The sequence below is a fragment of the Sphingobacterium multivorum genome, assembly GCF_900457465.1.
GTDB lineage: Bacteria > Bacteroidota > Bacteroidia > Sphingobacteriales > Sphingobacteriaceae > Sphingobacterium > Sphingobacterium multivorum.
This window is the reverse complement of sequence record NZ_UAUU01000005.1, coordinates 135,494-161,384: the sequence shown is the minus strand read 5'-3', so window position 1 is coordinate 161,384 and position 25,891 is coordinate 135,494. Positions and strand designations below refer to the sequence as shown.

Here is a 25,891-nt window from a genome sequence, read left to right as displayed (position 1 = left end):
TTAATGGTTTAATAATAGACGCTAGTTTATTTTATTGGTTCTGCATCTACAATCTGGATTTCAGCATTTCCTTTAAGCGGATCTTTGGTAAAGATCATTTTCCCTTTTAATTTAATCGGATCTTCAGAGAATTTTATTGCATTGCCCTTTAATGTTACTTCAACCATTGGTGGTATTCCGTTGGATCCACAGAATTGGCATTGCATCACGGGTAATACAGACATCATAAAGTTTTTATGATTAAGACCACTATGAAGAGGAACCATATAACCTGGTAATTCAACAATTTTATTTTCAAGCGCTTTAAGTTCTTTTGGGTAGAAAGGAGTATATACTTTCTTTGCCCCATTATAAGTTACTTTATAAGCCATTTTATCAATTGCTTCCCAAGTTTTGTTCATCATAGGTGTATGATCGGGAACATCCGGATTATTGCCTATTTGGGCTTGGGACTGTATGGTACAGAATAATATAAATAAGAATACTGTCAGTGTTTTTTTCATGTGTTATGCTATTGTTATGTATCGAGTGTTATGTATCGAGAAGCTGTTCGAATGTATTTTCCGTTTTCCTGCCTAGAGGATAAGCTGCTCTTCTTATTGCGATCTTTTGTCGTTGTGTAATCTTAGTTAAACTTATTTATTTGATAGTGTTCCAGAAATACTTGTCCTGTAGGCCTTGATCGCCGGAATAAGTGCTGCGAAGATACCTATTAGACAAGCAACAAACAAGAAAATCAGTTCTTTAGGATGAAGTGTAAAAGCCTCTATAAAATCGGCGCTTTGACTTGTCTGATTACTGATATAGTAAAGCGCTAGATGTGCCATTATAAGCCCAATTAACCCACCAAGAATCGTAATGATTAGTCCTTCAAGAAGCACAATGGCAAAGAGTTTTCCTTTGGAGGCTCCAAGCGTACGCATGATGGCAAGATCGTATTTACGTTGCTTTAATGCGTTATATAAATTAATAAAGACGCTTAAACCTGCAATAAACATAATTACATAAGCGAGTATCGATAAAGAATCTATCCCTACGCCTAATAACGAGAATAGACGAGTGCTTTCCATGGCGGGAGATGCGGCCTGCATGTCTGTTTGCTGATCAATCAATTTTGGCAAAATTCCGATCGCTGCAGGAGATTGATATTTTAGTAGAATGGCGGTTATTTCCAGTCCATTCTGTTTTACCATGTCGGCACCTATTGACTTCACAAACATGCCTTCCTCTGCGTGCTCATGATGGTCTTCCTGCTCCTGATGTTCTTTTTCGTTCGTTTGGGCTGGAGCAGATGAATTTTCTGCTATATCTTCACCATGATGGTGCAGATGTGCTTTGAGGGTTTCCTCCCGGTCTTCTTGGCGTTCCCGTAATTCTTTCTCTACTGCTGTTTCTTGATGCTCATGTTTATGTGCAATGCCATGTACATCCCAAACACTTTCTAAGTTGGTTAGTATTAAGTTATCGGTAACGTTATTGTTATGTTTTAGAATACCAACAATGGTAAACGGATGTTCGTCATGATGATGTCCATCTTTGCTCAAGCCATGTGAACTATGGATCTGATCGCCAATTTTGAGCTGTTGTTTTTTTGCAACTTGATCACCAATGACTACTTCAAAGTTATTTTGCCAGATACGGCCTTCAGTTATTGCTGTTTCATAAATAGCTAAGAAAGATGAATCTGTTCCAACAATGCGATGGCCTTTGAAATTGTCACCTAAAGATAGGGGCACTGCAAGCTGAACAAGGGGATTTTGGCGTAATGGTTCCAGTTCGTCCAGTGGGATATTGCCGGTTGGATTGTCAATATGATAAATACTTGATAAGATCAATTGAAGGGGGCTTCCCTTGGCTCCAACAACCAAATCAATATTTTTACTGTTATTGTCAAGCTGCTTTTCAAAAGTTTCGCCGGTAATTGAAAGCACGGCAAGGATGGAAATTCCAAACGCCGTTAACAGAATGCTTAGAAAGACCGAGCCAAACTGCCTACTTAAATTTTTCCAAACCAATTGTATCGTGTTCATAACAAATTCTAAAAACTAAGGGTGACGCGTAAATTAAAGTAAAACAATTATTTTAAAAGGTACATTTTGGAGAACTGATCTTTTATTCTCTTGTCGTGTGTTGTTATCAATAAAGTCGATCCTGCAGTGTCAGCTATCGATAATAACAGTTCTAATACCCTGTAGGTATTGTTGTCATCTAGAGCGGCAGTTGGCTCGTCAGCAATAAGTAGAGCTGGTTTATTAATGATGCTGCGTGCAATAGCAGCACGTTGTAATTGGCCGCGACTCAATTCGTTCGGGTAGGCAGCACTTTTTTCATCTAATTGTAGTTGTTTAAGTATAAGATGAATTGCACTTATGTCTATTTTTTTCCCTGCTAAAGACTGTGCCAACTTGATGTTTTCCAAAAGTGTTAAATTTCTTAGGAGGTGAGCTTCTTGGAATATAAATCCGATATATTGCGCACGAAACTGATCCAATTTGCTGTTTGATAATAAGGATAGGTCTTGGTTATTTATTTTGACTAGACCTGTCTCTGGTCGTGACAAACCTCCTAATATATTAAGTAACGTTGTTTTTCCAGAACCCGAATCCCCTAATAACAGCGTATGCTGACCTTTCTCGATGTGAATATCTGGAAATTCAATTGGCGTTGAATTAGGATACTGAAATGATAACTGTGTAGTCGATACGATTGGAGTGCTCATGAGGATCAGAAATTGAAAATATATTCAAACTTAGATAAATTGCTTTTTATATGCAATATAATTGCAATTATATTGCATATAAAAAGCAATTTACTGCAGTGAGTTAACAGTTGGCAATGGAAGATGATCGGTCTCTCTCAACTAGCAGTACCACTTATCTATATAAGGCCGTAAATGGCATTCATTAAAGTGTAATTTAGAAAAATATCCTTATTGTGTTAATAAATTAAGTGCTTAATAATTTTCTTACACTTCATTAATATGCTGACCGCTTAAGGGGGGTAAATATTCGTATAAATGTATCCGGCCTATGAACTACATATCAGTTGATTTTTTGAAGTTCTGTGGGTAAAGCTCTTTTATATTCTTGTGGTTTATTGACGCTATATTCATTAGCGTATGTTTTAACCACAGAAATGGGTTCACCTCATGCTTTTTGCAGATAGCGAAGAAAGAGTAGATCATTGCTGATCGCTGTGCTGCCTCATGGCTTCCGGCGAACAGCCAGTTTTTGCGTCCCAGAGCAACAGGGCGAATGGCATTCTCGATAAGGTTATTGTCAATCTGCAGATTCCCGTCGCGCAGATATTCCGAGAGCATGTCCCAACGTACGTATGCATAGGCCATAGCCTTCCCGATCTGGCTTTTGGGCAGGGTGTCCTTTATTTCATCAAAGATCCATTTGCCCAGCTCGTTGATAACCGGGAGCGATTCTTTCAGCCGCAGCTCCTTGATCTTATCGGGTGATAACTTTTCTTCTTTGGCTTTTCGCTCAACTTTATAAAGTTCCTGTATCATCAGCAGTGCCTTTTGGGCCCTTGCCGGGTCATTCTTTAGGGCCTTCTCAAACTCACGGCGTGCGTGTGCCCAGCAGGCCAGATGGGTGATGTCTTTCTTTTTGCCAAACTTTTCGTAGGCCGCATACCCATCCGTCTGCAGATATCCTTTAAAGTTATCCAGCATGGATTTAGGTACATGACCACCACGGGAAGGGTTATAATCGAACAGTACCGTTTTATCCAAAGGCGAATGGTAGACCCAAAAGTACCCCTGATGGGCAGCTCCTTTTTTATCGCTGTCCAGTACTTTTATAGGGGTCTCATCAACCTGCAGATAGCCCTGAGATTTGGTATCGAAGACCAGCTGTTCATATAATGGTTCCAGTTTTTCCAGGGCCTGTCTGGTCCATCCTTCGATGGTTGAGGATGGGATCTGTATGTTTTCCCTTGCGAAGATCTGTTTTTGCCGGTATAGCGGAAGGTGGTCCTGATATTTACCTACCAATATCATCGCCAGTAAGCTCGGCCCTGCAATTCCTTTATCGATGACCCGTTCAGGCAGTTCGGCGATGGATACGCCATTTCCGTTTCTAGCTGCATATTTATAACGGATGTAACGTTTGATATAGAACTTTGCAGGCTCGCACTCCAGTTCCTCGGTAATTTCCTTGCCGATACAGACCATTTTGGAAAGGTCTCCTTCAGGGTGTATCTCGATCTCGACTACAGGGAGATGGGCAGGTAATTTAGCGCGTCCTTTATGATTGGGACGTTTACGGACATACTCGATCTTTTCTTTGATTTCTTCCTGTTGCTGCTCTGCTTCAGCAGGCTCTGCATTAAAAGGGAGCATCGTCTGATCAGGATCGCCTTCAAAGCGCTCACGCTTCTGTCCGAACTGCATACGCTGAAGCATCTCCACCTGAGCTTTCAGGTAATCACGCTCCTGTGAAAGAATCTCACGCTCCTGATGGAGGAGTTCATTCTGTTTGGACATACTGGAAACCATTTTCAGAAGGTCTTCTTTTGATAGGTTTTCCAGTGCTGTTTCCATACCCTAAAGATACTCAAAAGATACCTTTATTCCTATTTTAAGTCCATTTTTAAGGTAAAGAAAAACGTCTTTTTTGAATACTTTTTACCACCTGTATCCCTTCGACCATCAGTACCAGGTCGCTCCAGGACAATTCTCCGTTTTTTACCTTCGGCGGCATGAATGTTCCGCTCTCCAGACGCTTATAATAAAGGACAAAGCCTCCTTGTTCCCAGTGCAGCAGTTTCATATGCGTACGGCTACGGTTCAGAAATACGAAAACCTCACCATTGGTAGCCTGACGACCCATCCCCGAACTGATCAATCCACAGAGCCCGTCGAATGACTTTCTCATATCGCAAAACCCATCGTAAAGATAAAAGCGGTGCGATGACCCCAGTGCAAACATCAGTACAGACGGATCAGCTGTGATACAAGGGCAAGATCATTTTCGACCTTTATACGCACACCGTTGGGATAGATAATCTCAACATCGTTCCTTCGGGGCGCGTTGTCGATTGTGATAAAGTTCCCTCCGGTAGTGTCATTTTCTTTACTGCGCGAAAACCAATAATAAAAAGTCGCTTCCTTGATCCCATTTTCCGTGCAATACGCTTTCTTGCTTTTTCCGCTCTGTTGCCAGTCTGCTATCATAGACAGCATACGCTCACGTTTTTCTTGAAGGTTGTTCATAACAGCAAAGCTAACCACTGAGCCGACCTAAGTCAATATGTACTTGGTAGAATGGATACGTATAAATAGCATTAAAAGGCCTTTTTTGCTGAGAATCAAAAAAAACAGGAAGTAAGTAACATTAATTTAACAACTGGTTTACGCAATGGTAATTTGTTGCTAATGTTAATCTAATATTCTGCTAATAGCTTTGCAGAAACAAAAAACAAATAAATTGGAACCACAATTACAACTTAAAAGAATCGCTGCAGTCGTAACGCTAGCAGTAGCTGCGTCAACAACAGTTTATGCACAGGGCAGTGGAAAGGTGGCGGGTAAAGTAACAAATGTCAAAACAGGTGAAACAATCACAGGGGTGACTGTTAAGGTACTCGGTACGGCGAGAGTGGGAAGTTCAGATGTGACTGGTAATTATAATATTCCTGCAGTACCTGCAGGGAAGTATACATTAGAATTTAGTTATGTAGGCTTTGCTACTAAGCAAATTACTGATGTAGAGATAAAGGATAAGGATGTTACGACGCTAGATGTAGTACTCGATAATACTGGGGGAACTGTATTGGATCAGGTTGTTGTTACGGGAACTTTCAAAAAAGAGTCGATAAGTGCTTTGTACTCGCAGCAAAAAAATAGTGCTAGAATTTCCAGTGGGATTTCGACCGAACAAATTAAGAGAAGTCCAGATAGAAATACGTCAGAGGCAATTAAGCGTGTAAGTGGTGCTAGTATCCAAGATAATAAATATGTTATTGTAAGGGGGCTGAGTGATCGTTACAATTCAGCTATGTTGAATAATGCGATTTTACCCAATACAGAAGTAGATAAACGTGCTTTTTCTTTTGATATCATTCCTTCAAATTTAATTGAATCAATCATAATTAATAAAACTGCAACCCCAGATATCCCTGCTGATTTTTCCGGAGGTGTAGTTCAAGTGAATACTAAAGATTTTCCAGAGAAAAATTTCTTTGATGCATCCATAGGTACATCTTATAATACACAATCCACATTTAAAGATTTTACCTCAGCAAAAAGAGCTGGTGGTGAAGTGTTTGGTTTTGCAGGAAGTGACCGTGAAATTCCTAAAGGTTTTCCTTCCACAAAGGATTTTCAATCTTTACAAAATAATTCAAATGAAATTTTTGAGTATTCTAAATTGTTTAAAAACAATTGGGGCTATGATACGAAGAAGTCAACATTAACGCCTAACTTTCAACTGAATTACGGTTCCACTAAGAATTTTAAAGATGATTCTAAATTTGGAGCTATTTTTTCATTGACTTATCGTTACGACCAAAGGAAACGCGAAGCAGACCAAAAAGCGTATGTTGGCCAGTCGTTGCCAGAAGTATTCCATGACGATCAATATAGTTACAATACAAATTTAGGAGCCCTTGCAAACTTCGCGTATTCTTGGAAGTCAAACAAAATCTCTTTCAAAAACTTATATAATCGAATTTTAGAGAATCAATTTACGTTCCGTGAAGGAAAAGATGATTCGGGGAGTGAATTTTATCGCACGGGAGATTATCTATTACAACGATCTATTTTAACAAATCAATTATCTGGTGAACATATCCTTTCAGATAACAGTAAATTAAAATTGGATTGGTCCTTGAATTATGGTCGTACGGATAGATATGAGCCCGGTTATAAGCGGATGGAATATTCAAAAGATGGTATTGCATCGATTTCTGCGACCAGTTCATCTACAGCCGACAGAGCAGGTAATTTCAATTCGACAATGACTGAGAATTCGTATGGTGGGGCTTTAAATTTGACATTACCGATCCGTTTATTCTCAGAAAATGACAAATTAAAAGCAGGTTATTTCAATCAATTGCGTGACAGAAATTTTAATGCAAGGGTGATTGGATTTATTCGAAATGGAAACTTTGATGCGAGTTTGTTGAAATTACCGCAAGACAAAATTTTTGATCAAGCCAATATTCGTCCAAACGGCTTTATACTAAATGAAATAACCAACGGTGGAGATCATTATGATGCGAAAGCATTTTTGAACGCAGGCTATTTGATGTATGATGGATTTGTGATGGAGAAATTGAGGGTTATTGCTGGAGCACGTCTTGAGTCATATAATTTGAAATTAAATAGTGAAGACAATGGCAATCCAGTAGGTGTCGACACAACGACAATTTCATTACTACCATCGTTGAATTTAATCTATAATTTAGATAGTAAGCAAAGTTTTCGCTTTGCAGCTTCACAAACGGTGGGAAGACAGGAGTTTAGAGAAATGGCACCTTTCCCATTTTATGACTTCAATAAAAACATGAACGTTCGTGGAAATCCCAATTTGAAACAATCAAAAACGTCAAATTTTGATCTGGGATATGCGTATTATCCAACAGCTGGTGAAGTTTTATCGGTGGGAGCTTTTTATAAATATTTTGAAAATCCGATCGAACAAGCTTTACAATTAGGAAACTCAGGCCGTTCATTTAATTATACCAATTCAAAGTCTGCGGATGTGTTTGGACTGGAAGCAGAAGTAAGAAAGAACCTGAAATTCATTGATGAGCGATTGGACAATTTTGTCATCAACGCGAATGGATCATACATTTATTCGAAAGTTATTGTTCCAACTACTGTGAACTCAACAGGTAAAAGAAAACTACAAGGACAATCACCTTATCTAATCAATGCGGGATTATCGTATACGACCAAAAATCCAAATACGACAGCGATTACACTCTTGTATAATAGAGTTGGACCAAGAATATGGGCAATTGGTAATGCTGAAGATCCAGATATTTACGAATATTCTAGAAATATTCTTGATTTACAGTTGGCGCAAAAATTTGCGAACTCCAGAGCCGAAGTGAAATTGAATTATAGTGATATTTTAAATAATAAAGCTTATTTCTATCAAAAACCAAAAGGTTCTGATCCAAACGCAGCATTCAATAAAAACACAGATAATATCAATAGAGCTGAGAAATATGGATCTACTGTGTCTCTTACACTCTCTTATAAATTTTGGTAGTCTGTTGTTAATTCATAAATACTTAACATAGAGTTAATTGTATCGTTAAATTAAATTATTCTTTTTGTATAAATAAAACATGAAAATGAAAACGAATTTAAACTTAAATCTTTTAGCTGTTTTAGCGGCAGGTTTAACTGCATTTGCAAGCTGTAGTAAGAGTGATCCTTCGGTAATTGAACCTCCTGTTACCCCGGGTGATTCAAATGAATCGCTTGCTGATTCTTTCTTTGAGAAAGTAGCTTACAAAGGTGCATTTGGTTCTACTGACTGGACATCAGGATGGGTTAATTACGAACCAAATAAAACTGCATATTCTGCTGCTACAGAGGAACTTTCCGGTGAAATAACTGCAGATAAAACTTTAGATGCTTCAAAAACATACTTGTTAAAAGGTTTTGTTTACATTAAAAGTGGTGTTACATTAACGATTCCAGCTGGAACAGTAATTAGAGGAGATAAAAATACTAAAGCAACATTGGTTGTTACAATGGGCGGTAAAATCAATGCAGAAGGAACTGCTGCTAAGCCAATTGTATTTACTTCAAACCAACCCGCTGGTACAAGAGCTCCAGGTGATTGGGGTGGAATTATTATCTTAGGTAAGGCACCTAATAATATCCCAGGTGGAACAGGTCTTATTGAAGGCGGTTTAACAGCTCCATACGGAAATCATGGTGGAACTATTGCTGATGATAACTCAGGAGTTCTTAAATATGTACGTGTTGAGTTCCCAGGTATTGCTTATACAACAAACAACGAGATAAACGGTGTTACATTTGGATCAGTTGGTTCTAAAACAACTGTTGAATACGTTCAAGTTGCTTATTCTGGTGATGATTCTTTTGAGTGGTTTGGTGGTACAGTAAATGCTAAGCACCTTGTCTCTACTGCAAACATCGATGATGTTTTCGATTTCGATAATGGTTACTCAGGAAAACTTCAATTCTTAGTAGGTCTTAGAGATCCGAAATTAGCGGATCAAGCTGGTCAATCAAATGGTATTGAATCTGATAATTCGGAAAAAGTATTTGATTCTTCTCCAAGAACACGTCCTGTTATATCAAATATGACATTGGTTGGACCTGGTAATACAGAGGTTGATCCAAAACATGAGTACGCAAATTTGTGGAGAAGAGGAAGTAAGATGATCCTTGCTAACTCTATCTTTATCAACATGCGTTATGGTATCGATATACGCGATAAAGAAACTGGTGATGCTTTGACAGATAAAACATCTTTGATCAAAAACAACATTTACCAATCATTTACGGCAGGTAGAGACGTTATAGCCGATGGTACAGTACCTTCATTTGCGACTGTTGATTTATTGAAAACGTATTTGACTACAAATAATAATACATTCTTGGACGATGCAGCAGCTAAAAATCTTTTGGTTAATCCATATAGTTTAACAGCGCCAAACTTTATTTTGAAATCAGGATCAGTAGCTGCTACTGGTGCTTCTTTCTAAGAAATAGATAATTATAGTTTAGTAAAATAGATGGAAAATCCTGCCTTGGCGGGATTTTTTATTTTTGGGGATAAGGGACTAATCGGTTGAAAGAACTCAATTTCTTTAAAATTAGATAGTCGTGTCTATTTTTGTTGTTTGAATCATTACTTATAAAGTTGCTTTTGCTAATTTATTTTAGGTTTGTTGTTTAATTTTTTATTTGTTTATTTCTATTTATTAATGTGTTAACATTAAATTTATTTATCTTTTTTAATTTAATGGAAAAGATAAATTATAAAAAAAATTAAACCAATTAACAGTAGCCTTTAGAAGGATGCTGACGATTTCATTCCTGATCCCAATCTTATTGACATCTTGTAAGAAGGAGCAAAGCCCTATTGCAGACGATGCATCTCACTCAAAAAATGATGAAGTATATAGTACTTTATTGAAAAAGGGAATATCACCTACTATGATTCAAGATTTGGGGGATATTATTTAGTTGAAAATGATCTGTTGGTTAAAAAGCAAGGAACAGATTTGATTGCGTTGAAATCCTTTTTAGACTCCGCAGACAATAGTAGTGAAGCTGTTAGTTCGAAAACAAAAGCGTCTAATCCTAAGAAAGCTCAAGCTAGAACTCCAAATTTGATTTTCTCTTATAATTCAGGAGTAATACTGTATAAAGTTGATGTCGATTATACTTGGAACTCAGCAATTCAAAAAGCTGTAACGAATTGGAGCCAAATATCAAGTACTACTGTGAATTTCTTTCCTGTAATGGATGGAATGGAGTTGCTAACTTAGTCGGCAGATCAAGTTAAGAACAATAAAATATCTTAATTTTGAAATAATGATTAAAGTCCGTAGAAAGTACGATCGCATTTTTAAAGAGCGAGCAGTTGAATTAAGTAAAAACAGGAAGAATCTTTCTGAGCTAGCTCGTGAGTTAGGAATCTCTGCTGCCCAATTATATAAGTGGCGTAAAGAGTAAGAAGAGTTTGGATCAGGAAGTTTCCCCGGGAATGGAAATCTGAAGCAAACGCCAGAACAAGAGCGGATTAGTTTCTTGGAGAAAAAACTTAAAGACTCAGAACTGGGACTAGAAATACTAAAAAAGGCCATAGGCATCTTTTCCAAGAGCGATCGGTAATATATAGTTTTATCAAGCAACACAGGGGCTATATTCGATTGAAAAGATGTGTAAAGTTATGGGTGTTGGATCTAGAAGCTATTATGCTTGGCAAAAACGGTCCCAACAGACAAAAAGCGGGAAATGCAGCAATCTGGAGGACAAGATAAAGGCTATTTATTTCGATAAGAAACAACGGTATGGCAGTCCTAGATTAACAGCGGAGCTGTTGGATGATGGAATAAAAGTTTCTAGAAATACAGTCGCTAAGTATATGAAAAAGATGGGGCTACGCAGTAAAATAGGCAAGAAATTTAAAGCTACAACCGATTCAAAACATGCACATAAAATAATGGACAATGTATTAGACCGAAATTTCAAAGCTTCAGAGCCTTCAAAAGTCTGGGTATCTGATATTACTTACATCCATACCAAAGAAGGTTTTTTATATCTAACCACCATTCTGGATTTATATGACCGCAAATGTATTGGTTGGAGTATCAGTGATGGGATGAAAACTGAAGAAACTTCATTGGCAGCTTGGAAAATGGCAATTAAGCACCGCAAACTGTCTCCTGGTCTAATTTTTCATTCGGATCGAGGCGTACAATATGCATGTGAAAAATTTAGTAACACGTTAGATTCCTATAAAATCATAATAAGAAGTATGAGTAGAAAAGGTAATTGCTGGGATAATGCAGTAGCAGAAAGCTTCTTCAAAACGCTAAAATCCGAGCAGATTTACGGCAATAAGTTGATTACTGTCTCGTCCTGAAAAAAACTTTACAGATTTAACCATTAGTCCTAAATAGATCTTACAGCATTTTTTGGTAATCCTGAAAATCCTTTACAATTATACAAAGTACTTTTCACATCTAAAATATTGATTTAAACTTCCGCTGTTATGGCCACCGGTTTTCTAGGATATTGCTTCCATCTCTTTTTTATTTCACCAGTTTTAGAATGTGCATTTTTGGGAGTTTGGAAATCCAAACTGCTATGCGGGCGCTGCAAATTGTAAACTTTAATAATCTTATCAATGTTTTTAGCCGCATCCTTATGATTTTGGTATACTCGTTTAGGATAGAATTCATTTTTAAGAATACCGTTAACGCGTTCAGCTAGAGCGTTATCGTAAGGACTACCGCTCTGCGTCATACTAATCGCAATGCCATAACGCCGGAGCATTTCTGTATATTCATTGCAACAATACTGGATACCTCGATCGGAATGATGGATGAGATAAAACGGAGATAAATGCTTCCAACCTGTTATCGCCATTTCCAATGCCTTTAAGCAACCAATCGCCTCTAACGTCGGATACAATGAATAGCCGACAATCATTCTTAAGTAGGCATCCGTAATCAAGCTGAGATAACTAAACCCATGCAAAGTCCTAATATATGTGATATCGCTTACCCACAGCTGCTCGGGGCCAGTTATCATTAGTTCCTTTATGAGGTTTGGATACCTTCTAAAAACATGGTTGGAATCTGTTGTACGTGCGATACGCTTGCGACGTCTGATTAACAGGCCATGGAACCGAAGTAAATCAAAAAGTTGATCCCGCCCCATTTTAATACCATGTTCAACTAACTTTGGTTCCAGCACGTACATTAGTTTTCTTGTTCCCAACATTGGCATCTGAGTCCGTATTTCTTTCACCAGCGTCAGCACAACCATATTAGCAATAGTAGCTTTTTCAGCATGTCGGATAGCGTCGTAATAAGCTTGTCGCGTTACGCCAAACAGTGCACAGAGATCCCCTAGACTTACATAGGGATAGCTCTGCCTCATTCTTTTGACTGTTTGGCACCAGGCTTTTTTCTTATTTTGATTTTAAGTTCTTCTTCGCTAACCTGGATTAACGTTTCTAATCCATTTATTTTTAGGTTGGCCTTCTCCAAGGCTTTCTGCAATTCTAAAACTTGTTTGGATAGTAGCTTTATCTTTGAGCTTTCATTTGGTTCCTTCATCGGCTTTTGAGTCGGTCGTATCAAAGGAAGCAAAGAAAATTGGGTTATCCAACTGTCAATGGTTCTCCGATTAATCTTATAAGTCCTTTCTACAGCACGTTGACTGAGCCGACCGCTCTCAACTTCTTGCACAAGGATCTTTTTTAAATCTTCTGGATAAGACCTTCCAACTCTTTGGAACGGCTTGGATTTATCCACATTACTCTTTTTTGTCATATACTTTACAATTTAGTGTAAAGCTATTTCAGGACAAGACATACCAAGGGTCGGATGAAAGCAGAACTATTCGAATACATAGAAATCTGGTATAATCGAGAACGTCGTCACTCCACATTGGGAAATCTTACAATTGAGCAATTTAATAACAAAGAGCAAAAAATTAAAAAAGCTGCTTAACTAGCACTGCGATTTTATTTGCAAGTCCAGAACTCCAACTGACAATTGGATAATTTTTATGAATGACGGCGGTATTCTTCCAAATAATGTTATTGCTGCTGCAGAGTTTCCGTCAAATGATGAAGTAGGTTTTAGAGTACGAATAAATTTAGATTTTAATAATAATCAGCAAGTGAGCGAATCTGGAAAAATTTATAATATGGTCCACGAAATTGGGCATTGTTTGGGATTTAGACATACAAATTGGTAGCAAATGAATGAAAATCAGGACGGTGCATCCTTAATTACAGGGACGCCACAACAAGATGGTTCGTCCGTGATGAACGGCGGTACAGCCTTAAATTTGTGGAACGGTTTCTCCCAATATGATATTTTGGCTACCCAAACAATTTATCCATATTCTTTACTGGATAAGTGGATTACCTATCCTGAGCAAAAGCTTTATTATGATATTTCCTCGAATACTGTAAGATATACACATATAGCTCTATATAATGATGATAAGGTTGGTGTAAATTGGAACCTTAATCTCGTAAATACGGAAGCAATAAATGTCTATCTGTATCAAAATAAAAAAATGGTCAAGATGGTTGGTAATAATATTCCAAATTTGGGAACATATAGTTTTGATTTACCCAATAACCTTTATACTGCAGGAGGACATAATTTTTATAATTTACAGATCAAAATTGAAAGTGTAAGCAATCAAAATTTAAGCGATATGACCTCTTTCTTTTCTGTAATGGTTGATTAAACCTGATTTTATATAGAAGCTATTTCTGACCAATATTAAAGGAATCGAGTTCTGCAATTATTGAAGAACTCGATTCCTTTTCTTAGGATAATATCGAAAAGGAATTTTAAATGACTTACACTAATCCGAAAAAAAATCCGCGCTTATCTCGGCTCGTAGTGATAAACAATTTGATAAGACTGATTTTTAAGCTCCTCAGACAATTGACCTATATCTAGCGTTTGCGCTTGTGGTGTAGGTTCACAGACAGAATAATATTTTCCATTGTACAAAATAGCATCACCGATAGGATGTTCAAATTGGACGGCCATCGTTACATGAGTGGGATAGAGCAGGGTGATCATAGGAAGATTGTAGATTTCCTTTACCAGATAAAAAAACAGGGCAACACGGTCATCACAGTCACTGTATTTATTCAATAGCGTTTGTTCTGCAGAAAGGCGCTTTTCGGATCCGAAATTCTCTTCGTCATTTTCGTATAAGAATGCATATCGCGTAAACCGCATTAAATAATCGACACCTTCCTGCTGATTTTTTCCTTTTAAATTTTCCTTGAGCGCAGGAATCAGTGATTGATAAGTCTCTTTGCTAAGTGGAATATTGAAATAAGTTTCAAAATCTACGCCAGGATAGTTTTTAAAAAGATCACTGATATCTTCATTCAACTTGACATTAAAATGGTAGGCTTTATGTCCATAATTGAACTCAATTTGCTTCTCCTTATAATTTGCGGGTACAAAATCAGGTAATTTTGTGATTTTGTAACTGAAATCTTCGATAGCTTCTGGTACTTTAATTTTAACAGGAATATAGGTGTCTGCGCGTTGAAAGAGCTTTCCATAGTCATGGAAGTTTAAACAGGTGTATTTCTTGCCATCAATTTCAAAAAAGGGAATATCAGAGATATCTTCTTTGTTCTGAATGAAAAATATGATCTGATTACTACCCACAGCCAAACGAGCATCATAACCAGATTTACACATTAAAAACCATTTATATAATGTGTAGCGGGTGTAATTTTCCGTTTTGGGAGCAATCTGTTGTGCGGTGCGGCGAATCAGCTGATAATATACCCAATCATTTAGATGATGTTCATCTTTGTATTCGAGTAGGCTATTTATAAGCTGTATGTAATTAGTTTGATCAGCTATTTGATAGAATTTTTGTATGTGAGCTATTGTTAGGCTGTCATTGAATGGAATATTAAAGGACGATGGAATATCAATAGATACTTTGCCATCATAAAAATCGAAATCATGATGCTGCGCCCTAACGAGTTTTGGACTGTAGGTTAACCAAAATAAAATGGTTAAAAACGCAATATAGTATCCTTTGATATTCAATTATTAACAAATTGATAACATTAATGTAATGTAAATTTAACAAATTGTAGTTGCTTTTTATACCGATTATTGAATAATGTTTTTGGGATTGCAATAAGTCTGTTATTTCTACTAAATATTGTGGATATGATTCATTTGTGAGTGTTTTTTACTAAAACATCAAAATACATTAGTATGCTTTCTGATTTTGGCTGGAAGCTATATTTTGGACGGGAGGAAAATAAAGAGAATTTAATCAATTTGTTAAATAGTCTGCTTGAGGGAGAGCATGTGGTCGAGGATCTCAGTTACAGCAATGTTGAAGAAGACGGCGATTTGCCGTATGATCGGAAAGTGATTTTTGACCGTGGGGTAAGCTATACCTCCCGAACGATTAGTCGCTTGACCAAGAAAGCAACTGCGGGAAATAATTATGAGCTGCCACCGGTATATTTTATTGCCGTACTGGGGTTTCGGCTTGATCCATTGAACAGGGCGAAATATTATTACAGTGCCAAGATCTTTGATGAACTTGACCAAGAAGTTCTTTATCCCAAGCTGAGCTATAAGATGTTTGTCTTGCCCAATTTCATTAAGCCACTGTCCAGGTTGGATACAATCATAGATCAATGGATGTACCTGATGAAGCATCTGGATGAGCTGGACGGATCACCTAAGTATTTGGATAAAAGAATGTTATCGCGTATTTTCATCCGACTTAATAATATGTATAAAGCGGATGAGAGATCGCTAAATTTCTTTCGTATTGAAATTTAGCTTAGTTTTGCTATAGGAGAACTGGCAAATTTAACGCTGGAAGAGAAGATGTCATACATATCAAGCTTAGAACAGAAACGTGTCTATAATGCTACAATTGCGTATGCTGAAAAGGAGGGTATGGAGAAAGGCCGATTGGAAGAGCGTGCCAAAGCCGAAGCTGAGAAATTAGCTGAAAAGCTTAAATCAGCGTTAGAATTTAAGAAAATTGTTGTAGCTGTAGAAGATATTGCTAAAGCTTTAAGACTGACTGTCGAACAGGTGGAGGAGCTGACATAGGATTTTTTGCTTATAAAATATTATAGAGCCATTCTTTAGAGGATGGCTTTTTCGTTTGATACAGATGGTCTGAATAATCTTGGATTGTATCATGTTGATTTCATTTAGTTTTTCAAAAACGCATTGCATCTTCAATAACATTAAAAAGAGCATTATTAAACATTTCGGTCATCGATGATAAAAGATGGTGTTTTCAGCCGGCCTACGTGGACATTATAGCCAATATAGCTTTCCCGAATAAAAAAGGGCCGCGCTGGTAACATGATTTTCCTAATCGATCAGCTTGAGCGTCTTTAAATTTTCCAACTGCCGCATTTACTTTATTCGTAAATTTCTGGACTTTATCAAGATCAACGTCTTGCAGATCAACGCCGTGTGCTGGATAAGAATCCAGCGACACTTACTACGATTGAAGATTCATGATTTTATAAATTTTCACCTTGCTTTTAAGAATCTAATTTTATTGAGTCATAATCTTCATTAAAAAACTCTGGAAAGGAATAACCAATGGCATTTAGATGTTTAATGAAAACCTTTAGTGTCATGTTGGACGATCCCGCTTCGATTTTTCCGTATTGAGCTCTGTCAAGATTGTAATCATAAGCAAAGTTCTCATGACTAGAATAGCCCATGGTTTTTCTTATTTGCTTGAAACGCAGGCCAATTAGTTTTTGTTCAACATCAAGAACTAGTATATTATTATTGTTTTTATGTTCCATTCTATAAAAGAACGGAAGCTGTAGGTAAAACACCACTCCATAAAACGATACGTTTTATTTGGAGTTATTTAAATGATTTTATATATTTGTGGTGGTTAAATATAATTATCTGAATTTAATGGTAAAAAATAAAAAGTAGGAATTAAACTAAACTTAATAGCGAACTCTCGTAGCAGGATCTGGCGATTATTGTGATATGGAGGGTGAGTAATGCGTCAATTTATCCTATCTTTGGAAAATATTCCTAGGGTAGGATGGCGCTTGCTTGATCTTTGGCATCACCCATTATTTTTTAATAATGGTACTGAAAGTTATTTCCTAGGGTAATGAGTAAAGGTTCCGCCAGAGCCTCTGCTGCTACGACAAGCAAGTAGTCATCCATTTTTGACTATTTCTTTGAGTTCGTTTTAATTTGACGAATTATGAGAAATAAAATCAAAAAAATAAAGCACCAATTAACATTACAAAAATGTGATTTTATCGGTGCTTTTGTTTTTCGGAAGCAATTACAAAAAAACATCATCACAGCTCCCGAATAGCTCGGCTGGCTCTGCCAAATACTATTTGGTCTCTTTTAGTCATTGATCGCGTAACGCCAATATATTTACCTGTGTGACCCCTCATTCAAACGCGATCTGGCTTACTGAATTAATTAAATTATTGTCAAACTGACCTGAGTATGATCAGGCCTCAAAAAAGCTGATTTCGATCGGAAAGGGGATCTTATGTACTTTGGGTTACGGATTTACAAACTGAAAAATGAAAAGGATTTTGGTGCTACAATTTGCTTTTGATTGGATGATTTACGATGTCCACAAGGTCGATTATGGCTCTATAAAGGAGATCGAAATATTCTGAGATCGGTATGCCTTAAATGCGATATCTGCTAATATCCTAGTGCTGTTGAGTGCTTATGTTGATGATGGAGTAGAAAGGCGTCAGCTTTTGAAAGATGAAGAAATGCAGGAGTTTGCAATTGCAGTGTATCGTCTGTTGATCGTATACTGTATCGTCAATCATCGTAAACTAGATATTACTAAAGCTGAGCTGTAATCGGAAGCAGACGAGCTTATAGAAAAAGAACTGGAATTGAGCAAAAAAATCGCTGATTTTTTCAGTCGGTTATCGAAATAACCAATAACAAACAAATTATGAATACGTTAAAATTATTGACGCTAGTCAAGATAAATATAAATACCTACATCTGCCAAGCACTGGCCAGATACTCGAGCAGATCCTATTGTAAGGGTACTGGCCGAGTGCTGAAAAAAGTACGCCTACTGGCTTTGGACTTTTTCCCAGTTAATACCGGCCTTTCTTCTGCCTTTTATGCTATTCGCTTCGAATTGGCATCGGGTTTTCATCGGTGTGACCCACTGAAATTCCGCAGCCGACTCGATGAAAACCCGCGGAAAGGGCGAAGTTGGTCAGGAGTTGGTAGGGGATTGCTTCTGCTTACAGCTATAGTTTTTCAATATTTATATTTTTCTTTTAAGGCATTGAAGAACATAAGAGCGTTTATCTTATTAGCTCTTATGTTTTATATGTTTGGTTTATCTGCTCAGACGCTCCGCCAAGACAGCGGGGCGGATGGGCTAAATAGCATCAAGCCATTACAGATCGGAGATACCATTCCAGACGCATTGTGGGGGCTCCACCTACTGACTGTAAACCACCCAGACGGAAAACAAAGGATTACATTGAATGATTTTGGAAAGCAGGAACTCATTGTACTGGACTTTTGGGCAACCTGGTGCGGAAGCTGCCTGAATTCACTGCGAAAGCTAAAAGAAATAGAACTGCCAGCATCCGTTTCCGTGATACCTGTTACTGCGCAAACTACCGACGAAATCGAACATTCAAAGACCATTTTATATTGGTTCAAGGACTACAAGCCCTTCTCTGTAGCCGAAGATTTCGTTCTGACCTATTATTTCGGAGTACAGTCTGTACCGCATATTGTATGGATCAAGGGCAATAAGATCAGGGCAATCACATCTGCCAAATATCTTGACGTTGAAAACATAATAAAGGCACAAGCCGATGACTGGTCAACAATAAGCTCCAAAGCAGCCGGAAATATCCAAAGCCGAAAACAGGTCAATACTCAAAAGAAAGGGGGGCTGCTTTGAAAATATGGACAACACTCCTGCTGCTGATATTGTGGAGCTCATTATCTGCGCAGACCAATATCACAATTTCAGGAAAGATAGTGGATAAATCCAACGGAAGACCTATCCGGGGCGCAACCATTATGCTTAAAGGGAACAATGTGTCGACATCATCAGACCTTACAGGTAATTTTACCCTTGTGCCGACTGCCCGTGGCCAAGACACGATCCTGATCAGGGATGTGCAATATGTACCGGTATCCCGACCGATTTTATTGGGAAACGCGCAATATATTTCTGTTGAATTGCTCCCAAGGTCAAACACGCTGGAGGAAGTGAAGATCAACACCGGATATCAGCGTATTGACAGAAGGGCTTCTACCGGCTCCGTAGCAACGATCAGCGAGCGAGAAATACAGTATAATACATCGGGAAACCTACTTGACAGGATAGATGGTCTTATTTCAGGTGCCTATACGGATAGGACCGGCTATAATTTTAATGGAGCGGCGCAACAGCCCAACCTCACCATTAGGGGACAGTCCAGCCTTATAGGCCAGACCTTTCCCCTGATCGTTGTGGATAACTTCCCTTTTGAGGGCACGCTTGAAAATATCAATCCCCAGGATATAGAAACAGTTACCGTGCTAAAGGACGCTGCCGCCGCCTCAATCTGGGGTGTACGGGCCGGAAATGGTGTACTGGTCATCACAACAAAAAAAGGCAAACTGAACCAGCCTCTTTTCGTAGATGTTTCCTCCAGCTTGATGGTTTCGAGAAAACCGGACCTGTTCTCGCGCCAGACCGCCTCGTCCAGTGATTTTATTGACATGGAGAGGTTTCTTTTTGAAAAAGGTTTTTATGGTACACAGATCAATGACAGCAAAAAGCCGGTGATCACGCCAGTCGTAAAGCTTCTCATTCAGCAACAGAAACAGGAAATCAGCGAAAAGGAGCTCGAGGAACGATTAGGAGTACTGCGGGGAATTGACGTAAGAAATGATTTTCTGAACTTTGTTTACAGAAATGCTATTGAAAGCAGCTCTTCCATAGGCCTGCGTGGAGGCGTGGATAAGGTAAGCTATTCTTTTTCGCTCGGTTACAATAAAAATACCTATAGTATGCCAACAAACGGCCAGGATAGGATCACGGCCAGATTTAGCCAGACCTACAGGCCGGTATCAAAACTGACCCTTTCGACAGACCTTTCTTTTAGCAGGATCACGGGCACCATGTATAACACTTCCAATATGGTAGGCTACGGCCACATCAAGGTCAACAACAAAGAACTCTATCCATATGCACAATTGAAAAACAGCGACGGGGTTAATGACATACTCTACACGGACTATGACAGAACGTTTATCGACCAAAATCAGGGGCTGGTATCCAGGAATTGGAATTTTGTCCCCCTGGATGAGCTCGAAAGAACCGGTAGCAGGTCAGAAAATCAGCAGATTGTCGCGGGGCTTGATCTGGGTTACGACTTAGCTAAAGGCCTACGGTTCACCCTTCAGTCGCAGCTGAACCGTGCCCTAACAGAATCCTCGTCATTACTGGAAGAAAACAGTTATTATACCCGGAACCTGTACAACCGCTTTACAGCCATAAACGGAGGCAAGACGACCTATGGGATACCTGATGGTGGCATACAGGACAGAAGCAATGCCAAACTATGGGGCTATTCCCTCCGGACCCAGCTGGACATCGACAGGCAGCTGGGCAGGGGGCACCGCCTTCAGGGGATAGCCGGGGCCGAGGTAAGGGAAATCAATAACAGCAATTCATCCTACCGAACTTATGGGGTCCAGGCAGACAGGAATACTTTTTCGCCAGTCGATTTTGCCAACACATATCCCCTGTTCCCCGCCATCGGCGGTAAAGGTTATATACCAAATGGGCTGGGGACAGGAAGAACGGCAAATAGATATGTATCCATCTACTCAACTGTAAATTACAGCTTTGCCGACCGGTATTTTCTGTCTGCCAGTGCCAGAAGCGATGCCTCCAATATATTCGGCGTGGACACAAGAAATAAATGGTCCCCGCTTTGGTCCCTGGGCGGTGGATGGGAAATATCGGGGGAACCATTCTATCATTCCGATGCGGTGAATTATCTTAAAATACGTTCTTCCTTCGGCTATAGCGGAAATGTGGATGCAAGTATCCCTGCTGAACTTGTACTCCAACAGGCCAATTATCTGGATTTTTATTCGAACCAGCCGTTTACCAATATCCTGTCCTTGCAGAATCCGGGGCTGCGCTGGGAGAGAGTTCAAACTTTCAATGCAGGCATAGAATGGAAAATGTGGAATAAAAGACTGGATTTTACATTTGATTATTACAGAAAGAAATCGCTCGACCTGATCGGTTTCGCTCTTGTCGATCCAACACTGGGTACCTCCTCCGTGACAATGAATTCCGCGGAACTCAAAGGCCAGGGATTAGACCTCACCGTCTCGACGGCTATAAGCAGCCGCAACTGGTCATGGAACGGGGTATTACGGACCGGGTACAACAGGACCACCCTGGAAAAATATCATGGTAGGATATTGGCTGTGACCAATCAGGCGATGTATGCCGGGTATTTTGTGGGAAAGGACCGAAATATGCTGACCAGCTTCCGCTGGGACGGATTAACAGCTGATCAGGGAGCTCCAAGGGGATTCGAAAATGGAGAACCTTCGATCAATTATCAAAATATAATCAGAAACACGGATCTGGATGATCTGGTATATCATGGCTCAAGTGTACCCCGGCTAACGGCATCCTACCGGAACAGGATAGGCTACAGGAACCTGGAGTTTGCATTCACCGTCTTAGGGCAATTTGTTTACTTTTTCAGAAAGAACAGCATCAACTATTCTTCCTTTTTCAGCAACTGGTCAGGGCATTCAGATATTTCCATACGATGGAAAAAGACAGGTGATGAACTGCACACCGATGTACCAGCAATGTACTATCCCCTGAATACAGACCGGGAAACTTTCTATAGCCTCAGCGAAGTTCTTGTCAGGCGGGGAGACCATATCCGGCTACAGGATATCAGGCTTTCCTACCGTTTCTCCAACATCGCAAGACAGCGGATAAGGTCATTGGAACTATTTCTCATGGGTACAAATATGGGGCTGATCTGGACAGCGAACAAAGAAGGGATAGACCCCGTATCCAACGGTGCGATAGCACCTCCGCTGACACTAACGGGAGGGTTTAAGATTGGATTTTAAAACACGTAGAAAACAATGAAAAAACTTAAATTTTTAAAAAGTGGCGCAATTATTAGCCTTGTAGCATGCGTCCTCTCAGGCTGCTCCCGATATCTTGACTTAAAACCTGATGACAGTTTCTCCATTCCCAGCAGCCTGCAGGACCTGCGGGGCCTGCTTGGCAACAGCGAGGTGGTAATGAACTTTGCCACAACAGGCCTTGGGGAAACAGCCTGTGACAGTTACTACCTAAATGAAACTTCGTGGGCAGGAATGACCAACGAAAGAGATAGGCTGCTTTATCTCTGGCAACCGTATAGTCCCGTGGCCAGCCAATGGACCGGCCCCTATCAGGCGATCTTGTATGCCAATACGGTACTAAAATACCTGCCTTCTATAAAAACGGCCACCAGTGATGAAGCGGAGGTGAATACGCTTCGGGGGGCAGCCCTTTTTTATAGGGCGCACCAGCTCTTCAACCTGCTGCAGGTATTTTCCCTTCCTTATGATCCTTCGGGGAGCAATGCCCAGCTTGGAGTGGTCTTACGGACTGAGCCATCCCTGGATGAACAGATCTCAAGAAGTACTGTCCGTCAATGCTATGATTTTATCATCACTGACCTGAAAACATCCATTGGGTTATTGCCGGACAGAACCGATATCCCGACAAGACCTTCAAAAGCGGCATCCTATGCAGAACTGGCCAGAATATACCTGGTCATGTCCGAATTTGAAACTGCTGGACGGTACGCGGATTCCGCCCTGATGATCCGGTCAGAAGTTATGGACTATGGAACGGAAATAACCGCTACCGCGAGTCTTCCTTTTTCCAAATGGAATAAGGAAGTGATTTTCGACGTAGCCATGAACGGCGGCGTAGCCCTTGCGCCTTCAAGGAGACGGGTAAACATGCTTGAATATGACAATTATGAAAAGGGGGATCTGAGGAAAGTGGCATTTTTCTCCCTGAACAACCTCGGGGAAATCCTCTTTAAGGGAAATTATAATGGTTTAAATTCCTCCCAGTTATTTTGCGGGACAACGACGGCCGAAATGTACCTTATCCGTGCGGAGGCGAATATCCGCCAAAACAGGCTGAACGATGCGGCAAAAGACATCGATTTGGTTCGGGCAGGGCGTTTTTCCACAGATGACTTTAAACCCGTAGTGTTTACAGACCAAAGGAGGGCACTGGAATACATAAAAAAGGAACGTCAAAGGGAACTGATATTTAGGGGACAGCGGTGGTCAGATATCAGAAGGTATATCCTACTCGGTGAACAGGTGGAAACAATGACCAGGACCGCCGAAGGGAAAACATATACAATGAAGCCGTCCGATGTGGTCAGGTATCTGTATAAACTACCTGATGAAGTGATTGATAATGGGTCGCTCACTCAGAATTGACAGTAAAAAGAGAGGAAAAACAATCAGTCTTTCCTCTCTTTTTCAGGAGTAGTCAGATTATTCCCTCACCCGTACGTTTGCCGAATGTTGCTCGTTTGAAGTCGCAGTCTGTATTTCATTCTGCAATGTGCTGTCTATATCGGGCTGCCCGTTTAAATCTACAGGTGCCCGTAGTGCACATACCTGATCCCCTGGGTTACAGGTCGGCATCGGTTCATCTTCTTCTATGAGCCGATACTTAGTTGGATCGGTCGGGGAATCCGATGAAGACCCGATAAATTCAAACCATTGCGTTGCAAGCATCTTTGGTGCTACAGTAGGCTCCGTTTTGTTCTGGTTCGCTCTCACAATATAGAAAGCTCCGAATAATAGTATTAATGCTGTAAATCCAGCTATGATTTTTGATTTTAACGTTATCATGGTGTAATGTTTTAATTTGAAATTCTGTTGGTAATCATTTTGCACATCGGTTTTGCCTCACAGTTATGCAATCGAGGGTTCCTATTGTATGGTCGGCCAGCTTCCTGGAAGCCGAGAAGCCAGCTAACTCGGGAACAGTGCAAACTTACGCGGATACAACATCTTGCTTGCGACTCTCTTTAGGGCCAAGGATAGACAGATAGGAGCATAGCGCAGTGTGCTGAACCAAAGAATGGCTCTATACCTGAATCGAAGGACAAACTGCCCAAACAGTAGGATCCCTAAGGACTGGAGCCCCGACCTGATCTGCAGGCCTAGCTGGCTGATTTTCGTTTTTACTGTTTGTAGACTTTTCATCTTCGTTCATTTTACCTATCCATAACCTGTAGCGCAGCGGCACATCCTGGGTGCGGCCTGCCCTCTGTGTTGTTTTGCACTTTATCGCTGTACCCGCGTCCCTATTTTATTTTGCTCCAGCTATCTCCTCCCAACCTTTCGCAGACGTACCGAAGATAGCTGGACTCCCAGTCGGGAAAGACGGGGATCGCATGGCACTTGTACGCCTGCCATCTCTTTTGCTTTTCGTTCTTTAAGCGTATTTCAAAGGTAAGGCAGCCTCGGTGAATTCATTTATCCATTTTTGATCATATGATGTATTCATTTTTGTCATTGTCGGGATTACGATGGAGTTCAATATAATCGGAGGGATACAGGCCTACCCGTTTTTCAAAATATTTGGAGAAACCACTTGGGTATTTAAATCCGCAAAAATTGGCTACTTCGCCAATACTATAAGTCGAAAGCAATCTTTCTTTTGCCAGCGGAAGGAGTATTTCGTCCCTATACTGTAAAAGAGTCTGTCTGTAATGGCGTTTATGGCAGCGCGTCAGGTGGGCATCAGAAACGCTTAGGATAGTGGCAATCAGGCTTATATTCACTTCCTGAAAACCTTGGTTGACGATATCATGGATCATTGTTCTAGCTTTTCTGGCCAGTATTTCACTTTCGCTCAGTTTCTCATAGAATGCAAATTGTTTTGATTCGGCGATATCAAATAACTGGTAAATCTGCTCGACAACCTTTGCTTCGTTTTGTTTGCTATAGTTGAAAAAGATTGTTTCAATGCGGTTGAGCTGGTAATCAGTCAGCTCTTTGATCGGCCATAAGGCGGTCTGGTAAAGACTGGATTTATCCCTTTTTCTGGCATTTTTTAATTCGGATAGAAAGTGGCCGTGATGGTAGATGATGTCCCGCACCAGGCCGATATCAATCAATAGCCCGTAGACCAGGTAATTCCCGGGCTTTAGCAGTATATCGAATTTACTGCGCGGAATGTAGGTAAAAGTACTATGTCTATGGGGAAGTACTATTTCGTTTTTGGTACCATGTTTTTGAACGATAATATCGTCCGTCGCGTTCTTGGTATAAATCAGGTGAAAGTCTGGCCTGTTTGTTTTAAGTTGCACGATACAATCAGTGGGCACATGGGCCTGTAGCCGATATAATATGGTCTGCCGGTAATCTATGTATTCCTCTACAAGCTGGATAGAAGGATCCTCATATAGATTACGCTTGGCACCAGGTAATTGGGTGAGAAATGGGTGTTTTTCGTCCTCGAAATAAGCTACTTTTGGTAATATAAATTTGAAGGTCTTCTTCATAATTGATCGTGGTTTATTTTTCAACTTTTACGGTATGGAAAAGT

Annotated in this window: 24 protein-coding genes and 2 pseudogenes; 13 read left to right on the top strand and 13 right to left on the bottom strand. The window is 39.8% G+C overall.

Annotated features, from left to right (window positions below):
• Positions 1-26: 26 nt before the first annotated feature.
• The 6 genes from DTA23_RS07145 to tnpA all read right to left on the bottom strand — a co-directional run bounded on the left by DTA23_RS07145 (position 27) and on the right by tnpA (position 5,224).
• Positions 27-503: a hypothetical protein gene (locus DTA23_RS07145; protein WP_112374255.1), complete on the bottom strand. Its 477-nt coding sequence runs from the start codon at positions 501-503 to the stop codon at positions 27-29.
• A 132-nt stretch (positions 504-635) separates the two neighbouring features.
• A complete protein-coding gene (locus DTA23_RS07140) occupies positions 636-2,030 on the bottom strand; it encodes an ABC transporter permease (protein WP_112374254.1) in 1,395 nt (464 codons plus the stop codon).
• A gap of 47 nt (positions 2,031-2,077) precedes the next feature.
• Positions 2,078-2,719, bottom strand: coding sequence for an ABC transporter ATP-binding protein (locus DTA23_RS07135; RefSeq protein ID WP_112374253.1), 642 nt, complete (start codon positions 2,717-2,719; stop codon positions 2,078-2,080).
• Between the two features lie 315 nt (positions 2,720-3,034).
• Complete coding sequence (gene tnpC / locus DTA23_RS07130) at positions 3,035-4,552, bottom strand: IS66 family transposase (protein ID WP_112373524.1); 1,518 nt, start codon at positions 4,550-4,552, stop codon at positions 3,035-3,037.
• 49 nt (positions 4,553-4,601) lie between these two features.
• Positions 4,602-4,940 carry an IS66 family insertion sequence element accessory protein TnpB gene (gene tnpB, locus DTA23_RS07125; protein WP_112373523.1) on the bottom strand — a complete coding sequence of 113 codons (339 nt, stop codon included), beginning with the start codon at positions 4,938-4,940 and terminating at the stop codon, positions 4,602-4,604.
• Positions 4,940-5,224: an IS66 family insertion sequence element accessory protein TnpA gene (tnpA, locus tag DTA23_RS07120; protein ID WP_239468721.1), complete on the bottom strand. Its 285-nt coding sequence runs from the start codon at positions 5,222-5,224 to the stop codon at positions 4,940-4,942. The genes tnpB and tnpA overlap by 1 nt, the downstream gene beginning before the upstream one ends.
• Positions 5,225-5,438: 214 nt before the next feature.
• On the opposite strand from tnpA, the gene DTA23_RS07115 reads away from it, so the two are divergent.
• The 5 genes and pseudogenes from DTA23_RS07115 to DTA23_RS07095 all read left to right on the top strand — a co-directional run.
• A complete protein-coding gene (locus DTA23_RS07115) occupies positions 5,439-8,231 on the top strand; it encodes a TonB-dependent receptor (RefSeq protein ID WP_146753026.1) in 2,793 nt (930 codons plus the stop codon).
• Between the two features lie 85 nt (positions 8,232-8,316).
• Positions 8,317-9,705 (top strand): beta-helix domain-containing protein, encoded by a 1,389-nt coding sequence (locus tag DTA23_RS07110; RefSeq protein WP_146753025.1) that lies wholly within the window; start codon positions 8,317-8,319, stop codon positions 9,703-9,705.
• Positions 9,706-10,203: 498 nt separating this feature from the next.
• Entirely contained in the window at positions 10,204-10,494 is a 291-nt protein-coding gene (locus DTA23_RS07105) for a hypothetical protein (protein WP_112374250.1), read from the top strand.
• 46 nt (positions 10,495-10,540) lie between these two features.
• Entirely contained in the window at positions 10,541-10,681 is a 141-nt protein-coding gene (locus DTA23_RS30230) for a transposase (protein ID WP_112374249.1), read from the top strand.
• 184 nt (positions 10,682-10,865) lie between these two features.
• Positions 10,866-11,594, top strand: a pseudogene (locus DTA23_RS07095) (IS3 family transposase); the annotation flags it as partial.
• A 113-nt stretch (positions 11,595-11,707) separates the two neighbouring features.
• On the opposite strand, the gene DTA23_RS07090 reads toward DTA23_RS07095, so the two are convergent.
• Both DTA23_RS07090 and DTA23_RS07085 read right to left on the bottom strand, forming a co-directional pair.
• The gene (locus DTA23_RS07090) at positions 11,708-12,616 is read right to left on the bottom strand and encodes an IS3 family transposase (RefSeq protein WP_112374247.1); all 909 of its coding nucleotides are present in this window, start codon (positions 12,614-12,616) and stop codon (positions 11,708-11,710) included.
• A complete protein-coding gene (locus tag DTA23_RS07085; RefSeq protein ID WP_112374246.1) occupies positions 12,613-13,011 on the bottom strand; it encodes a transposase in 399 nt (132 codons plus the stop codon). Before DTA23_RS07085 ends, DTA23_RS07090 begins: the two co-directional genes overlap by 4 nt.
• Positions 13,012-13,071: 60 nt before the next feature.
• Here DTA23_RS07085 and DTA23_RS07080 point away from each other — a divergent pair.
• The 3 genes and pseudogenes from DTA23_RS07080 to DTA23_RS07070 form a co-directional block, all read left to right on the top strand.
• Positions 13,072-13,191 (top strand): annotated as a pseudogene (locus tag DTA23_RS07080) (IS3 family transposase); the annotation flags it as partial.
• A gap of 58 nt (positions 13,192-13,249) precedes the next feature.
• On the top strand, positions 13,250-13,441 hold the full coding sequence (locus DTA23_RS07075; protein WP_112374245.1) for a hypothetical protein: 192 nt from the start codon (positions 13,250-13,252) through the stop codon (positions 13,439-13,441).
• Between the two features lie 3 nt (positions 13,442-13,444).
• Positions 13,445-13,945, top strand: coding sequence for a hypothetical protein (locus DTA23_RS07070; RefSeq protein WP_112374244.1), 501 nt, complete (start codon positions 13,445-13,447; stop codon positions 13,943-13,945).
• A gap of 143 nt (positions 13,946-14,088) precedes the next feature.
• Here DTA23_RS07070 and DTA23_RS07065 read toward each other — a convergent pair whose 3' ends face one another.
• Positions 14,089-15,288: a hypothetical protein gene (locus DTA23_RS07065; protein ID WP_239468720.1), complete on the bottom strand. Its 1,200-nt coding sequence runs from the start codon at positions 15,286-15,288 to the stop codon at positions 14,089-14,091.
• 174 nt (positions 15,289-15,462) lie between these two features.
• Here DTA23_RS07065 and DTA23_RS07060 point away from each other — a divergent pair, with 174 nt between their 5' ends.
• The gene (locus DTA23_RS07060; protein WP_112374243.1) at positions 15,463-16,044 is read left to right on the top strand and encodes a PD-(D/E)XK nuclease family transposase; all 582 of its coding nucleotides are present in this window, start codon (positions 15,463-15,465) and stop codon (positions 16,042-16,044) included.
• Positions 16,045-16,092: 48 nt separating this feature from the next.
• Positions 16,093-16,323 (top strand): hypothetical protein, encoded by a 231-nt coding sequence (locus DTA23_RS07055; protein ID WP_112374242.1) that lies wholly within the window; start codon positions 16,093-16,095, stop codon positions 16,321-16,323.
• 446 nt (positions 16,324-16,769) lie between these two features.
• Here DTA23_RS07055 and DTA23_RS07045 read toward each other — a convergent pair whose 3' ends face one another.
• Positions 16,770-17,042 carry a helix-turn-helix transcriptional regulator gene (locus tag DTA23_RS07045; RefSeq protein WP_070567287.1) on the bottom strand — a complete coding sequence of 91 codons (273 nt, stop codon included), beginning with the start codon at positions 17,040-17,042 and terminating at the stop codon, positions 16,770-16,772.
• A 1,151-nt stretch (positions 17,043-18,193) separates the two neighbouring features.
• Here DTA23_RS07045 and DTA23_RS07040 point away from each other — a divergent pair.
• From DTA23_RS07040 to DTA23_RS07030, 3 genes are read left to right on the top strand one after another with little or no spacing between them, the layout of a single operon-like run.
• Positions 18,194-19,174, top strand: coding sequence for a TlpA family protein disulfide reductase (locus DTA23_RS07040; RefSeq protein ID WP_112374241.1), 981 nt, complete (start codon positions 18,194-18,196; stop codon positions 19,172-19,174).
• Positions 19,171-22,380: a SusC/RagA family TonB-linked outer membrane protein gene (locus DTA23_RS07035; protein WP_172462340.1), complete on the top strand. Its 3,210-nt coding sequence runs from the start codon at positions 19,171-19,173 to the stop codon at positions 22,378-22,380. The genes DTA23_RS07040 and DTA23_RS07035 overlap by 4 nt, the downstream gene beginning before the upstream one ends.
• Positions 22,381-22,395: 15 nt before the next feature.
• On the top strand, positions 22,396-23,766 hold the full coding sequence (locus DTA23_RS07030) for a RagB/SusD family nutrient uptake outer membrane protein (RefSeq protein WP_070567280.1): 1,371 nt from the start codon (positions 22,396-22,398) through the stop codon (positions 23,764-23,766).
• A 57-nt stretch (positions 23,767-23,823) separates the two neighbouring features.
• On the opposite strand, the gene DTA23_RS07025 is transcribed toward DTA23_RS07030, so the two are convergent.
• The 3 genes from DTA23_RS07025 to DTA23_RS07020 all read right to left on the bottom strand — a co-directional run bounded on the left by DTA23_RS07025 (position 23,824) and on the right by DTA23_RS07020 (position 25,847).
• Positions 23,824-24,186 (bottom strand): hypothetical protein, encoded by a 363-nt coding sequence (locus tag DTA23_RS07025; protein WP_070567277.1) that lies wholly within the window; start codon positions 24,184-24,186, stop codon positions 23,824-23,826.
• Positions 24,187-24,309: 123 nt separating this feature from the next.
• The gene (locus tag DTA23_RS26890; protein WP_139145028.1) at positions 24,310-24,543 is read right to left on the bottom strand and encodes a hypothetical protein; all 234 of its coding nucleotides are present in this window, start codon (positions 24,541-24,543) and stop codon (positions 24,310-24,312) included.
• Between the two features lie 287 nt (positions 24,544-24,830).
• Positions 24,831-25,847, bottom strand: a complete 1,017-nt coding sequence (locus DTA23_RS07020) for a helix-turn-helix domain-containing protein (RefSeq protein ID WP_070567275.1) — start codon at positions 25,845-25,847, stop codon at positions 24,831-24,833.
• Positions 25,848-25,891: the final 44 nt, after the last annotated feature.